15 protein-coding genes are annotated in these 14,954 nt (G+C 40.8%); 4 read left to right on the top strand and 11 right to left on the bottom strand.

Going from position 1 to position 14,954, the window contains the following annotated elements; all coding sequences use genetic code 11:
• The 3 genes from BM073_RS13525 to BM073_RS13535 are packed head-to-tail and all read right to left on the bottom strand — an operon-like array spanning position 1 to position 2,790.
• Positions 1 to 1,296: a TRAP transporter large permease gene (locus BM073_RS13525; RefSeq protein ID WP_091654860.1), complete on the bottom strand. Its 1,296-nt coding sequence runs from the start codon at positions 1,294 to 1,296 to the stop codon at positions 1 to 3.
• Between the two features lies 1 nt (position 1,297).
• The gene (locus BM073_RS13530) at positions 1,298 to 1,786 is read right to left on the bottom strand and encodes a TRAP transporter small permease (RefSeq protein ID WP_091654861.1); all 489 of its coding nucleotides are present in this window, start codon (positions 1,784 to 1,786) and stop codon (positions 1,298 to 1,300) included.
• A gap of 11 nt (positions 1,787 to 1,797) precedes the next feature.
• Positions 1,798 to 2,790 (bottom strand): TRAP transporter substrate-binding protein, encoded by a 993-nt coding sequence (locus BM073_RS13535; protein WP_091654862.1) that lies wholly within the window; start codon positions 2,788 to 2,790, stop codon positions 1,798 to 1,800.
• Between the two features lie 141 nt (positions 2,791 to 2,931).
• Here BM073_RS13535 and BM073_RS13540 point away from each other — a divergent pair, with 141 nt between their 5' ends.
• Both BM073_RS13540 and BM073_RS13545 read left to right on the top strand, forming a co-directional pair.
• Entirely contained in the window at positions 2,932 to 4,578 is a 1,647-nt protein-coding gene (locus BM073_RS13540) for a UxaA family hydrolase (RefSeq protein ID WP_091654863.1), read from the top strand.
• A gap of 25 nt (positions 4,579 to 4,603) precedes the next feature.
• The gene (locus BM073_RS13545; RefSeq protein WP_091654864.1) at positions 4,604 to 6,022 is read left to right on the top strand and encodes a tagaturonate reductase; all 1,419 of its coding nucleotides are present in this window, start codon (positions 4,604 to 4,606) and stop codon (positions 6,020 to 6,022) included.
• Here the strand turns inward: BM073_RS13545 and BM073_RS13550 are convergent.
• The 8 genes from BM073_RS13550 to rpsT all read right to left on the bottom strand — a co-directional run bounded on the left by BM073_RS13550 (position 6,002) and on the right by rpsT (position 13,394).
• A complete protein-coding gene (locus BM073_RS13550) occupies positions 6,002 to 6,763 on the bottom strand; it encodes a zinc-dependent peptidase (protein WP_091654865.1) in 762 nt (253 codons plus the stop codon). The genes BM073_RS13545 and BM073_RS13550 overlap by 21 nt on opposite strands.
• Positions 6,764 to 6,810: 47 nt before the next feature.
• The gene (gene rny, locus BM073_RS13555) at positions 6,811 to 8,376 is read right to left on the bottom strand and encodes a ribonuclease Y (protein ID WP_091654866.1); all 1,566 of its coding nucleotides are present in this window, start codon (positions 8,374 to 8,376) and stop codon (positions 6,811 to 6,813) included.
• A gap of 73 nt (positions 8,377 to 8,449) precedes the next feature.
• On the bottom strand, positions 8,450 to 8,734 hold the full coding sequence (locus tag BM073_RS13560; RefSeq protein ID WP_091654867.1) for a cell division protein ZapA: 285 nt from the start codon (positions 8,732 to 8,734) through the stop codon (positions 8,450 to 8,452).
• Position 8,735: 1 nt separating this feature from the next.
• Positions 8,736 to 9,020, bottom strand: coding sequence for a hypothetical protein (locus BM073_RS13565; RefSeq protein ID WP_091654868.1), 285 nt, complete (start codon positions 9,018 to 9,020; stop codon positions 8,736 to 8,738).
• Between the two features lie 4 nt (positions 9,021 to 9,024).
• Positions 9,025 to 11,439, bottom strand: coding sequence for a phenylalanine--tRNA ligase subunit beta (gene pheT, locus BM073_RS13570; protein ID WP_091654989.1), 2,415 nt, complete (start codon positions 11,437 to 11,439; stop codon positions 9,025 to 9,027).
• A 111-nt stretch (positions 11,440 to 11,550) separates the two neighbouring features.
• Positions 11,551 to 12,168: a DUF1684 domain-containing protein gene (locus BM073_RS13575; protein ID WP_091654990.1), complete on the bottom strand. Its 618-nt coding sequence runs from the start codon at positions 12,166 to 12,168 to the stop codon at positions 11,551 to 11,553.
• A gap of 178 nt (positions 12,169 to 12,346) precedes the next feature.
• Positions 12,347 to 13,042: a RadC family protein gene (radC, locus tag BM073_RS13580; protein WP_091654869.1), complete on the bottom strand. Its 696-nt coding sequence runs from the start codon at positions 13,040 to 13,042 to the stop codon at positions 12,347 to 12,349.
• Positions 13,043 to 13,139: 97 nt separating this feature from the next.
• Positions 13,140 to 13,394, bottom strand: a complete 255-nt coding sequence (gene rpsT / locus BM073_RS13585) for a 30S ribosomal protein S20 (RefSeq protein ID WP_091654991.1) — start codon at positions 13,392 to 13,394, stop codon at positions 13,140 to 13,142.
• Between the two features lie 212 nt (positions 13,395 to 13,606).
• Between rpsT and BM073_RS13590 the strand changes: the two genes are divergently transcribed.
• Complete coding sequence (locus tag BM073_RS13590; RefSeq protein ID WP_245756426.1) at positions 13,607 to 14,542, top strand: zinc dependent phospholipase C family protein; 936 nt, start codon at positions 13,607 to 13,609, stop codon at positions 14,540 to 14,542.
• Between the two features lie 48 nt (positions 14,543 to 14,590).
• On the top strand, positions 14,591 to 14,941 hold the full coding sequence (locus BM073_RS13595; protein WP_091654870.1) for a four helix bundle protein: 351 nt from the start codon (positions 14,591 to 14,593) through the stop codon (positions 14,939 to 14,941).
• Positions 14,942 to 14,954: the final 13 nt, after the last annotated feature.

Here is a 14,954-nt window from a genome sequence, read left to right on the forward strand (position 1 = left end):
TTATACTCCGAAAAATCTTGGTAACCACAAGGAAATCTCAGGAAACAGCATAATCAGAATCAAGGCCAAAATCATTGCAAAAAAGAAAGGCAGTAAGGGCTTTAGCACTTTTTGTATGCTCGTTTGGGCAACCCCTACTCCTATGAATAATATGGAACCTACGGGAGGAGTGCATAATCCTATGCAAAGATTCAAAACCATCATAATCCCAAAATGAACAGGATCTACTCCCAATGCAGTGACAACCGGCAAGAATATCGGAGTAAAGATCAATACAGCCGGAGTCATGTCCATAAAAACACCCACAAACAGTAAGATCAGATTAATCATAATCAAAATCACGAAGATATTATCGCTTAAAGAAAGGAGCGAATTCGAGATACTTTGAGGGATTTCTTCCGCAGACATTACCCAAGACATGGCCATAGAAGTTGCGATCAACAGCATAACAACGGCAGTAGTTTCGGCTGACTTTAGCAAAACAGAAGGCAACTCATTTACCTTCAACTCCCTGTATATCAAGGAAAGTCCCAGAGCGTATAAAACTGCAATGGCAGATGCTTCGGTGGCAGTAAATACTCCGGCTATGATTCCGCCTATTACTACAATTAATAAGAATAGACTTGGAATAGCTCTCCAGAATGTCTTCAATACTAACCCAATACTGGACCGTTCACCTGAGGGTAACTTTTTGATTTTCACCATAACGGCTGCGGTGATCATCAATAAAAGTCCGACCAATAAACCTGGTAAGTATCCGGCCACAAAAAGCGCAGCCACAGACACTCCTCCTGAAGCCAAAGAATAAACAATCAAAACATTGGATGGAGGTATAATCAAGCCTGTTGTGGAGGAGGTAATGTTTACAGCTGCCCCAAGCTCTTTAGGATACCCCTCCTTTTCCATTCTTTTTCCTAAAATTCCACCCATAGAAGATGCTGCCGCCACTGCTGAACCCGCGATTGCGCCCATCAGCATAGCTGCTATGACATTCACATGAAGTAATCCTCCCGGTAGTCGCCCAGTCAGTGCTTTGGCAAACTCAATCAGTCGATTGGCAATACCTCCTCGATTCATTAATTCCCCCGCCAAAATGAAAAAGGGAATAGCTAAAAGGGAAAAACTATCTAATCCAGTACCCATCCTCTGGGCAATGGTAGTCCAGGCAGGAACCGTTGCCACGGTCACCATCAAAGTCAGCAAACTGGATAATCCCAAGCTCCAAGCAACAGGTACACCTAAACCTAAAAAGACCAGAAAAGAAATCACCAATACTAAAATGCTTAAAGTTTCCATATTAGGAAGTTTTAAGATTTGATGACAAATTCATGATGCTTTCCGCTTGATAAAAAATTACCAAAAGACCGCTAATTGGAATAATGATGTAAACGTAGGCCAAGGGTATTTCTAAGGCTGCAGAAGTCTGATCCAAAATAAAGGTAATGTAAACCAAATTGGTCCCTCCGATCACCATTGCTACTATTGCAAAAATCATGACGCATACATGGATGATTATTTTTACTATAAGTTGATTCTTAAAACTCAGTTTTGCCTGAATCAAATCAATCGCTAAATGCTCATCTTTTCCAGCCACATACGCCGCCCCAAGCATCCCCACCCAAATCAACATATATCTGGCAAGTTCATCCGTAAAGGCACTTGGATTTTGAAAAATATAGCGAGATGCTACCTGCCATGACACATTAATAACCATCAAGGCCATCAGAATAACCAAGATAATGGCTACAAATCGGTCTACATTATTTTTTACAGAAGTTATGAACATCAATTTTGGGTTTATTGAATTGCTCGAATTGCCTGAACCAACTGGTAAATCTCCGGAGACTGAACTTTCAAATCTTCGTACATAGAGGAAACAGCCTCCCTAAAGGGCCCTTTATCCGGATAGGAAATCTGAACTCCTGCTTTTTTCAATTCATTCAAAGACTCCTCGGTGGCTTCTGCCCATATTTTATATTGGAGTTCTGCAGACTCATCCGCAGCTTCTTGAAGCCATTGCTGCTCTTGCTCACTCAAACTATTCCAAACCTTGGTACTGACAATGACTACATCTGGCAAGGCAGTATGCTCATCTATGCTGTAGTACTTACAGACCTCGTAATGCTTGGAAGTGTACAAACTAGGTGGATTATTTTCAGCCCCATCCACGATTCCCTGCTGCAAAGCCGTGTATAATTCTCCATAAGCTACAGGAGTTGGTGAGCCTCCCATACTTTTTACCATATTGGAAGCAACTGCGCTTTCCATTACTCGAACCTTCAGTCCACTCAGGTCTTCAGGACTTTCTACTGGCTTTTCTTTGGTATAAAAACTTCTTTTCCCTGCATCATAATAGCAAAGTCCCCGAAGCCAAAACTCTTCCGGGTCTTGCAGTAATTGCTTCCCGATTTCTCCTTTCAATACTTTATTCAAATGCTCATCATCTCTAAAAAGGTAAGGCATCCCCAAAACTTTCATGGTAGGAGCAAATCCTTCTAAAGCAGCTGAAGAAACCTTGGTCATCCCAAGACTTCCAATTTGCAAAAGCTCAACCAATTCCCGCTCGGTACCCAATTGCTGATTAGGGTATACCTTGACGATAATTTGGCCATTTGATTTTTCCTCCAGTCTCTGGGCTAAAAAAAGCATCGCTTCATGCACAGGATGGGATGGCACCAAAGCATGTCCCATCTTAATTATTTTTTTACTCTGGGGCCCTTGGCAGGAAAGAGTAAAAAGACAGAAACAAATAAGTAAGAAAAAGTAGCTCGGTTTTTTTGGGTATAGCATAGCATCAGCTTCTTATCTAACAAGTATAAGTTTTTCCAAGGTCAAATACTCAAAGAATTACGGAATCGATTTTGGTAAAATCCAAAACTCCTAACCTGACATTGCTTAAATTAGGTTTTCTATCAAAAGAATTAGGCCTACATGAATCCAAAAACCCTTCAAATCCATCCCAATGATAATGTTTTAGTAGCCTTGCAAAATCTTTCAGCAGGTGAATCTGTTTTTATGGGTGATTTTGAATTAACTGTCAAAGAGGATATTCCAGCCAAACATAAATTGGCAATTCAGCCTTTAGAAATAAATCAGGAAGTAATCATGTATGGACTATTGGTTGGAAAAGCTACACAGACTATTCCGGCGGGGGGTCTTTTGAGCACCGAAAACATCAAACATCAAGCTGCAGATTTTGAAATCAACCCTTCAGCATATCAATGGGAAAAACCCGATGTCAGTCGATTTGAAAAGAGGCAGTTCATGGGCTATCAACGTTCAGACGGTCAGGTTGGGACTAGAAATTATTGGCTGGTTATCCCTCTGGTGTTTTGTGAAAACAGAAATGTAGAAACCATCCGAGAAGCCTTTGCTGAAGAATTGGGTTTTGCCAAAAGTAATCCTTACAAGCAATTGGTTAGGGCGATGGCTGATTCTTTCAAAAAAGGGAATCTAGAGGAATTGGATAGATTACAAGCTGGGTCAGTTTCTGAAAAACTGGCTCCCAAACTGTTTGAAAACATAGATGGAATTAAATTTTTGACTCATCAGGGTGGATGCGGGGGAACCCGTCAGGATTCTGAATCCCTCTGTGCATTGTTGGCTGGATATATTAATAATCCCAATGTGTCAGGTGCTACGGTATTGAGTTTGGGTTGCCAAAACGCCCAGGTGGATATACTTCATCAAAAACTAGCTGCCATAAACCCATCTTTTGATAAGACGGTTTTGGTCTTCGAGCAACAAAAATCTGGCACAGAACAAGAGCTTTTGACAGAAGCTATCAAGGAAACTTTCAAAGCATTGGTCAAAGCCAACCAAGCTCAAAGAAAGCCTGCTCCTTTGAGCAAGCTCACTATGGGCTTAGAGTGTGGGGGTTCAGATGGCTTCTCCGGTATTTCAGCCAATCCTGCAGTGGGCTATGCTTCAGACCTGTTGGTCGCACTGGGAGGAAAAACCATGCTAGCCGAATTTCCGGAACTCTGCGGTGTAGAGCAGGAATTGATTAATCGATGCAGCAGCGAAAAGAATGCGGAGAAATTTTCCCATCTGATGAAATCCTATGCTTCAAGAGCCGAGGCTGTAGGCTCTGGATTTGATATGAATCCTTCTCCGGGAAATATCAAGGACGGATTGATTACGGATGCAATCAAATCTGCCGGAGCTGCTAAAAAAGGTGGAAGCTCCCCTGTTACAGATGTCTTGGATTATGGGGAATATGCGAGTACACCCGGACTTAATTTGCTATGTACTCCGGGGAATGATGTAGAATCTACCACAGCATTGGCAGGAGCAGGAAGCAATGTAATTCTATTTACTACCGGACTGGGAACGCCCACTGGGAATCCAATTTGTCCTGTGCTGAAAATTTCCAGCAATCATCAGCTCGCCAAGCGAATGCCTGACATTATTGATATCAATACTGGCTTTATTATTTCCGGAGAAAAAAGCATACAAGAAATGGGGGAAGAAATTTTAGAGAAAGTAATTGAGGTGGCTAGTGGAATTACGGATACTAAAGCCATGTTGCTGGAGCAGGATGATTTCATTCCTTGGAAAAGAGGGGTTTCCCTTTAATCTCTTTTAGACCTAGTATGGAGTCATGAAGCCACTTAATCGAAGCCTAATAACAACTCAATCATTCCCTATTAAAATTCTCCAATTTGGAAATGGAAATTTCATCCGGGGTTTTCTGGATTGGATGGTTCAAAAAACTATAGATCAGGGATATTTTAAGGGCGGTATTCATACTGTTCAAATCCATTCCTCTGCGGTTGACCAAAGAATGCTAGAGCAGAACTGCTTATTTCATGTTGCAGAAATGGGGATTTATGAGCAGAAAAAAATACAACAATACAGCCTCATTTCCTGTGTCAAAAACTACTCTTCCATTTTTGATTCTTATGATGCCTTTTTGCAGCTAGCTGAAAATCCAGATTTAGAATTTATTTTTTCAAACACCACAGAAGCAGGAATCGAGTTTGATCCCAATGATTCTGATTTTACATCCCTTCCAAAAACATTTCCGGGCAAACTCACAGCCTTACTATATAGAAGATTCCAAGAATATGAAAGACCGCACAAGCCTCTCGGTATAATTCCCCTAGAATTATTAGAAAACAATGGGGATTTATTAAAGTACTGCGTACTCAAGTACGCTGAGCTGTGGGGATTGTCGGACGCTTTTATCCAATGGCTGGACTCCTATTGTATTTTCTGTAATACTTTGGTGGATAGAATAGTACCTGGATATCCTATGAATAAAGCTATTGAGATTCAGCAGGAAATTGGGTTTGAGGATAAGTTGCTCGTACAGGCAGAGCCCTATTATTTTCTAGCCATAGAGGAAGCAGAAAAATTAAAAAATCAACTCGGCTGGGAGAAGGCTGGTTTGAATGTGAAATTCGTCAAAGACATCTCCCCTTATCGATTAAGAAAAGTCAGAATACTCAATGGAGCTCATACCGCTATAGTTCCTTTTGCTTATTTATCGGGCTGTAGAACCGTCAGAGAATCAATAAACGATGAGAGAATAGGTCAGTGGATTAGGGAACTGATTTTTCAGGAAATTATCCCTAGCATGGACTTGGAAGAATCTGAGTTAAAAATTTATGCTAAGGCTATTTTAGAGCGATTTGAAAATCCATTTTTAGAACATCAGCTCGAAAGCATTGCATTAAACAGCATTTCAAAATTTCGTGTCAGGGTCCTACCCAGTATTTTAGGATACCATAAAAAATTTCAAAAGTGGCCCGAGCATCTGCTTTTTGCCTTTGCGGCATTAATCCTTTTTTACAAAGGGAACAATCAGGGAAAAGCCCTTCCTCTTAAGGATAATCCGGAAATTCTGGAGTTCTTCTTAAGGTCTTGGAATTTGGAAAATAGATTAGAATCGGTTCAGGAAATCCTACAAAACCAAAATCTGTGGGGACAGGATTTGTCTATGCTTCCTAGTTTGAAGGAATCCCTATTTCAAGCCCTTAAGAAGCTAGAATTAGAGTTAAACTGCTCTGAGGGTTAGAGGATCTTGCTGCAGTAACATCACCAAAACCTGATACAATTCAAGCTTTCTGGACTTAAATTCGTCAGGCCTTTCAAAGAAATTTTCCAAGGCAACTGCAAAAAATTCAAGGAGATCAACTGCTCCCCTTTCTCTAAAAAAATCATCCTCACCTTGTTTCAATAATTCTTTTTCCTGAGCTGCCAGCTCCGAGTATTTCTGCCAAAGTTTGGGATTAAAAAAATTACTCTCCCCATTGTATTGGATTTGATTTTCAAGTTTCAAAGCATGAGCGATTTCATGGATTCCCAGATTCACTCCATCATGGTCCAATGCAAGCCCTCTAACAAAACATTCCCAGGAGAGAACTATGATCCCATGTCTGGGATTGACCTCACCTCTGTGATAAGTTTTTGAAATATTGGAAAAATAGGTATTGGGATAAATCAGAATCTTATTGAAATGCTTAAGCCACACATTTCGGTAGCCAAAAGTCACTTGCACAATAGTGGCTCCGATAAGAACTTTCATCTCAGCGCTCACTCTATCCAAGCCTCCTCTTGCGAAAAATCTTTTCTGGGTTAAAATCAGTTGTAATTTATGCCTAAACTCTTTTTGATGAGCCGGTTTTAAATTGGAATAGTAGGGAAAATATTTTTCTAGGGTTTCCTTATCCTCTTGGCTCAGACGATAATGAAAAGCAAGGATCCAAACCTGCCTCAGAACTTCCGAAATAAAAATAAAAAAGCGTGGACCTAACATGATAAAAAAAGGCAACCAGTTTCCCGGTTGCCATTAAATAGATTGTATTATCTAGCGTAATTCACTGCTCTCATTTCCCTGATCACAGTAATCTTAATTTGCCCAGGATACTGCATCTCTTTCTCTATTTTCTGAGAAATATCGAAAGATAGCTGACCTGCTGTTTGATCATCTACATTGTCTGCATCGACCAAAACCCGAAGCTCCCTACCTGCCTGCATAGCAAAGCATTTATTTACACCATTGAAACTTAAAGCTAATTCTTCTAATTCCTTCAGTCTCTTGATGTAACTATCCATGATTTCTCTTCTTGCTCCTGGTCTGGATCCTGAGATCGCATCGCAAGCCTGTATGATAGGCGAAATCATTGAAGTCATTTCAATTTCATCGTGGTGAGCTCCGATTGCATTGCATACTTCAGGATGCTCTTTATAGCGCTTGGCCAATTCCATTCCCAGAATAGCATGAGGTAACTCCTGCTCTTCCGGCCACACTTTTCCAATATCATGGAGCAAACCAGCTCTCTTGGCAAGTTTGGCATTCAACCCTAACTCAGCAGCCATAATTGCAGATAAGTTGGCCACTTCTCTGGAGTGCTGCAACAAATTCTGACCATAAGAAGAACGGAATCTCATCCTTCCCACCATCTTAATCAATTCTGGATGCAAGCCGTGAATTCCCAAATCTATACAGGTTCTTTCCCCGATCTCGACAATTTCCTCATCGATGTTTTTCTCGGTTTTGGCCACTACTTCTTCGATTCGGGCTGGATGAATACGTCCATCCTGTACCAATCTGTGTAAAGAAAGTCTAGCTATCTCTCTCCTAACCGGGTCAAATCCGGAAATAATGATGGCCTCTGGAGTATCGTCTACTACTATTTCAACACCTGTGGCAGATTCTAAAGCTCGGATATTTCGCCCTTCTCTACCGATGATTTTACCTTTGATATCATCGCTTTCGATATTGAATACAGATACGCAGTTTTCTACTGCATGCTCTGTAGCAGTACGCTGAATAGTATCCAATACAATTTTCTTAGCCTGCTTAGTTGCAGATAATTTGGCCTCATCCAAAATATCTTTGATTTGAGAGGAAGCTTTGGTTTGAGCTTCTTCTGTGAGCATTTTCACCAATTGCTCCCTAGCTTCTTCTCTGGTCAAACCTGCAATCTTCTCCAAGTCAGCAATTCGCTGATTAGTAATTTTGTCAAGTTCTTCCTTTTTCACCTGCACTGCATGAAGCTGTGCGCTGAGGTTTTCCTTTTTGGAGTCCAATTCCGCTTCTTTTCGCTTCAATTGCTCCAATTCCTTAGCCAAATGCTGTTCTCTTTGCTTAACCTTGTTTTCATTGGTGATGATGATGCTCTTTTTATTGGACATCTCCTCATCAAACTCAGACTTCAATTTGAGATAATGCTCTTTGGCTTCAAGCATCTTATCTTTTTTCAGAGATTCTGCAGAAATCTCTGCTTCGCGCAACATGGATTTGACTTTGTCTTTGGTCTCCTCCTCTAATTGTTTGTGTTTATTTTTAATAAATACTCCCGCTAGCGCGGCTCCTGCACCCAGACCTACCAGGCCGGCCAGGATGATATATAAAACTTCTCCCATAGGTATTTTGGATATATAAATTGTACCTGCGGGTAATCCTAAAAAACTCGGAAAATCAGTGGGAATTCAACAATTATAAAACTTTAGAAAGCAGGGAATTGATGTTTGCTATACTGCTACGGATATGTTCGCTATCCTCTGCATTGACCTCGTTGGTTTCTAAAGATTCCACCATACAGTCAAAGGCCACCATGGCCAAGAGGTCCTGATTATCATCCAAACCAAATTCTGCTTTATATTTTCTCAATTTTTCATTAATCAACTTGCCGGCATGTCGGATTTTTGCTTCATCCTCTACCTTCACTCTCATGGGATATTCTCTATCCCCGATTTTAATACGTATGGCAAGTGTCTCCATATCACTCGGATAAGTAGGTGATCAATTGATCGATCTCTTGTATATAATTATTGATTAAGTCACTCATTTCGGCCGAATCCTCAGGATTCACCGGTCGGTTGTCCACAATGTTACTAATTTTAATTTTATTTTTAAAATGATCGATTTCCTGCTCTTTTTCTTCTAAAGTAGCGGAGACTTCGGCTAATTTTTGTTTCAACTGTGCATTTTCTTCCGAAAGCAGTTGCAATCGCTGCCCCGCTTGATGGGCAAGTTTTTCCAGTTTTTGCAGTTCCTCGTGAATCATTTTGTCAGCTTCGTATTACAGCTCCAACCTCATTTTGAAAGGCTTGAATCAATTTACTCATTGTTTTATCAATAACCTTATCCGTTAGTGTATTTTCCTGATCCTGTAGGTAAAAACTCAATGCATAAGCCTTTTTACCGGACTCAATCTTATCACCCTGATATACATCAAAAACGCCAATTCGCTGCAATAATTTTCCTCCCGCCTTTAAAGCTACAGATTTTACCTGATCGTAATTCACCGTTTTGTCGATTACCAAAGATAAATCTCTCCTCACTTCTGGGAATTTGGAGATCTCCTGATATCGCTTCAGACCACTCGCCTTCTTGCAGATCAAATCCCAATTCAACTCGGCAAACCAAACCTCCTGTCTTACCTCGGCTAATTTGAGCATCTTATCATCTACCAATCCGATTATCCCCAATTCCTTTTGACCTAACATCAGGCGAAGCCCATAGGTGAAGGGCTGAGACTCGATCATGGAAACATCTCCGATCTGGATTCCTAGTTTCTCCAAAATTCGCTCAACGGTGCTGTAAACATCTGCGAAACCAAATGGCTTAGCCTCTTCCAGCCAACTTTCAGCAGATCGGTTTCCTGTATGGAAAATGGCCAGTCTCTTTCCTTCCTCATAGCCTGATTCACCTTTTTGATACACTGTGCCAAATTCAAATACCTTGACATCTGTCTGACGTCGATTGATGTTATGGGCCAATACTTCCAAACCGCTGAAAAGTAGCGTTTGACGCATTACCCCTAAGTCTTCACTCAGCTTATTGTAGATTTCTACATTTTGAGAAGCATCCAAAAATCCAGACTTCTCGGCATAGGAAGGCTTGGTCAAACTATTGGTAATAATCTCAAAATATCCTTGACCCGAAAGAATTTCTGATAATCGATATTGCAGCTTATTTAGGTCCTTCGCAGGATGCTCGGCCAAATAATCTGTTCGTAAATTTTCTGAAAGGGCTACTTGTTGGAAACCATAAATTCGCAAAATCTCCTCAATGATATCTGCCTCACGGGTAACATCCACCCGATAAGGTTTTACAATGGCCTTGAATCCCTGCTCAGTCTCATTTTGTACTTGGATATCCAAAGACTCCAAAATAGATTTCACTTCAGATGGGGCTATTTTTTTACCAATCAGACGATTGATATGACCATACTCCACTTCTATTTCAAAATCTGCGACTGGCTGTGGATAGATATCAACGATGTCAGAAGCCACTTTTCCCCCTGCGACTTCCTGCAATAATTTTACCGCCTGCTTCAATGCATAAACCGGCATATTGGGATCAGTTCCTCTTTCAAAGCGGAAAGAAGCATCCGTTTTTAAGCCATGATATTGAGCTCCCTTTCGGATCACATCCGGTGAAAAATAAGCGGATTCCAAGAAAATAGAAGTCGTATTTTCTGTTACGCCTGAACCAATTCCTCCAAATATTCCAGCAATACACATCCCTCCTTTTGAATCACAAATCATCAATTCCTCTCCGGAAAGTTTACGCTCTTTTTCATCCAAAGTCACAAATTTGCTATCCTTAGGAAGCTTTTTGACAATCACTTTCCCATCAGAAATCTGAGCTGCATCAAAGGCATGAAGGGGCTGTCCCAAATCATGAAGGATGTAATTCGTGATATCGACCACATTATTAATAGGTTCCAAATCCAAAGAACGCAAGAAATCCTGTAGCCATTGAGGAGAAGGTCCTACTTTCAAATCTGTGATGGTAACACCGGCATAGCGCGGACAATCTGTTGAATTTTCTACGTTGACAGAAATTTTTGGTCCTTCAGCCTCCTTTTTGACTTCAGGGCTGGAGTCAATGCATAATTCTTTGCCCAAAAGTGCTTTCAGATCTCTAGCAACTCCCAGGTGAGAGGCCGCATCGGCTCTATTGGGCGTAAGCCCTATTTCAAGAATATGGTCATGGGTGACAGGGATGATTTGAGATGCAGGTGTGCCATTAGGCAAGTCCGTATCTAAGACCATAATCCCTGCATGGCTGGTTCCTATCCCCAATTCATCCTCAGCGCAAATCATTCCTTCTGAAGCTTGACCTCTGATTTTGGCCTTTTTGATGGTGAATGCATCACCTTCAGTTGGGTAAAGTGTGGCGCCTACAGTGGCAACCAATACTTTCTGTCCAGCTTCCACATTGGGAGCTCCACATACAATTTGGGAGGGTTCGTCCGCTCCGATATCCACTGTGGTCAAACTCAGTTTATCGGCATCCGGATGCTTGATACAAGTCAGTACCTCCCCTATTACGATCCCTTCAAGGCCACCAGGGATGGATACAAACTCTTCGACCCCTTCTACTTCCAATCCGGACTGGGTCAAAAGTGCTGCAATTTCCTCCGGTGATTGGGTTAAAGCAATGTATTTTTTTAATCGATTGATTGAAATTCTCATGGATTTATGGGCTTCGGTAAAACCAAATTTACCAGATAAACAAAAGGGGTTCAAAGACCCCATTTATTTTAAATGAACACAAATTTAAGAGATTTGAAGTAGCCTAACAGCCTATTCTTTGTAATTTTTCTCGCCTGCCTGGATGGAAATATTCAAAATATTTTCCTTGGGAGGCAAAGGGCAGGCATAATCCGGATTATATGCACAATAAGGATTATAAGCTAGGTTGAAATCAATGGTAATGGAGTTTTTCCCATCTTGACGGGCATTGATATAGCGCCCTCCACCGTAGGTTTCTCTTCCACTAGTTTCGTCTGCAAAAGCTAGGAAGAAATTACGCATATCAGATTCACTGACGGACTGCAGAAGTAAAAGCCGATTGGTTTTTCCTCCCAACTCAAATTCTGCATAGGAATGTTCTATATAACGCTCCACCGAACCATCTGTCATCGGAACCTCTCTTACTTTTCTGTTTTCCACAGGAATTAGTCTTGCTTTGACCTTATAAGCAGGGTCAATCGGATAAAAATTCAACTCCTTAAAATCACGCTTCTGCTCTTCTGTCAAAGGGGATTCCACATTAAACCGGATAAACTTGTACTGACGTTCTCTTTCCGCTTCAATTTTTTCCCGATAGGCTTCCGGACTTTCTGCACTGGTTAGCATATAGGCTACCGCAGCAATTACTACTAAGGATATTAAGATGAGAAGTATATGATTTGTCTTCATGGATCTATTTCGATTTTCCTGCACTCCCTTTTACCAACAGCAGTACATTTCAAATGTTGCTCAAAATTACAATCTATCCTGAAACCTTTTCAGGATTTGACCAAATCTCTGTAAGATCTCCACTTGGATATAAAATGAAGGGTCTCGCTTCTCGCCTCTCGTCTCTTAATTCTTTACCCTAAAGAATCCCTTCATCCGCAAAACTAAAATATCCCGAATCGGTAAAAATCACATGGTCCAAAACAGGCAAGTCCATATCCCGACCGATCCGGACTAATCGGTCTGTCAATCTTTTGTCCTGCTCCGATGGCGTAAGACTTCCTGAGGGATGATTATGCACCAAAATCACAGATTGAGCCAGGTGCTCCAATGCAATTTTAAAAATGATTTTTGCATCAACGACTGTACCCGCCGTACCACCTGAAGAAATCAGGTGTTTTTTGATCACCTGATTAGAGCGGGAAAGCAAGACAAGATAAAAATGCTCTACGTGCTCATCCAGTAAATCTGGCTTCATGAGCTCATAGATATCGCGGGAACTGCCAATTTTAACTTTCCGCTGTGGCTCATTTTCTTTTCTTCTTCGGCCTAGCTCCATGGCACTGACTATACTGATAGCTTTGGCCTCTCCAATACCTTTGAATTTTTTTAGATCCTGAATACTCAGCCTAGCCAATGACGCCAAGTCATGGTTGACCGAGGCCAAAATATGTCTGGATAAATCAACAGCACTAACAGAAGGTGTGCCTGAACCAATCAGAATTGCGATGAGTTCGGCATCAGTTAAGGCCGATTTACCCTTGAGCAACAATTTTTCCCGAGGGCGGTCTTCTTCCGCTAATTGAGAGATTTTGAGGGAGGAGTAATTTTCCATGCCTGATCAATTAAAAAGTTTGAAAACTAAATCTATCTATTTTCAGGCATAAAAAAAACCCTGACTAGCAGGGTTCTCTTAGATTTTTTATCAGGTATTAACCAAGAGCATTCACGAACTTAGCCAATCTTGATTTTTTGTTGTTCGCGTTGTTCTTGTGAATCACATTCTTCTTAGCCAATTTGTCCAACATGGAAGATACTTTCTTGTATAACTCCAATGCTTCTACTTTATCAGTAGCAGCCTTCAGTCTTTTGATGAAAGTTCTGGTGGTCTTGGCCTGATATCTGTTTCTCAAACGCTTCGCTTCGTTGGCACGAATTCTCTTAAGAGCTGATTTGTGATTTGCCATATCTTGATTTAAATAAAGTTCTTTACGTTCCCCTATACCGAATTGGAGTGCAAAGTTATTGTAAATAATTAATTCTGCCAAAGGAAATTCAAACATTCCTTTGCTAGCCGGGTTTTTACAGAATTGAAAATTCTACAATAAACCTGCTTTGAAGCGCAAATATACTGTATTTTTTAACTTTTGCTCCTAGAAAATTCTGATTAATTTTATGTATGAAGATTTTTATCCTTTCCATTTTTTATGGGACATTTTTCATAATTAGCCCATTTTACTGGGGCTTTTATGCGCACAGCTTAATCAACAGAATGGCGGTATATTCTTTACCACCGGAAATGATGGTTTTGTACAAGCCTCATATTCAGTTCATCACGGAGAAAGCAGTCAATCCTGATCGCAGAAGGTACGCTGTAAAGGGTGAGGCAGAAAAGCATTACATAGATTTGGACCATTACGGAGATTCTGCACTTTTTATTTTGCCAATTTATTGGAATGAGGCGGTGGAGAAATTTGGGGAAGACAGTTTACGCGCCAATGGCATAGGACCTTGGGCAGCCTATTTTACTTTTTTAAATCTGACTAAAGCGTTTTCTGAAAGGAATCATTCCGCCATTCTCAGGATCTCTGCGGATCTGGGACATTATATAGGAGATCTGCATGTACCGCTTCACACTACAAAAAATTACAATGGGCAATTAACGGGTCAGGAAGGCATTCACGGTTTTTGGGAAAGTAGAATTCCTGAATTACAGGCAACTGATTACAGCCTTTGGGTAGGAAAGGCAGATTATATTGCTAAACCGCAGCATGCTATCTGGGAAATAGTAGCTCAAACACACAGCCAGGTTGATTCAGTCTTACTTTTTGAAAAAGAGTTAAGCCGGGAGTTCCCTTCGGATAGGAAGTACAGTTTTGAGGAGCGGAATAAATTAACCGTACGGGTTTATTCCAAAGAATTTTCTGAAGCCTATGCTGAAAAACTAAACGGGATGGTACAAAGGCAGATGAAAAAAAGCATCAAAGCCATTGCTGATTTTTGGTATTCCGCCTGGATCAATGCCGGGCAACCAGACCTGAAGAGTTTGCCATCTTTAGAGGTGGAGGAGGAAGAAATCAATCCGGATCGGCTATTGAAGGTGAGAGATCATTAAAATCAGAAGTATCAAGTATGAAAGCTGAAACTTTTTCAAAAAAACATCATGGATAGAGATCTGAAAGAAAGAACGAAAAAATTTGCCTTAGAAGTAATCAAACTTGTTTCCGAGTTACCAAAAAATACGGCAGGCTTTGAATTAGGAAGACAGTTGATTAAGTCTGGAACCTCAGTGGGTGCCAACTATAGATCTTCACAAAGAGGCAGGTCCAGAGCTGAGTTTATCTCGAAACTATCCGTAGTTCAAGAAGAGGCAGACGAAACTGTATTTTGGCTTGAACTGATTATGGATAGCGAGCTACTCGGTTCAGAAAGGATTCTCCCTTTACTCAAAGAGTCAAATGAACTCACTGCCATTTTCACATCCATGGTGATCAATGCCAAAAGAAATTCTTAATGGACTTGATTTC

Origin of the sequence: Algoriphagus ornithinivorans (assembly GCF_900115305.1) — a bacterium.
GTDB classification, from domain to species: domain Bacteria; phylum Bacteroidota; class Bacteroidia; order Cytophagales; family Cyclobacteriaceae; genus Algoriphagus; species Algoriphagus ornithinivorans.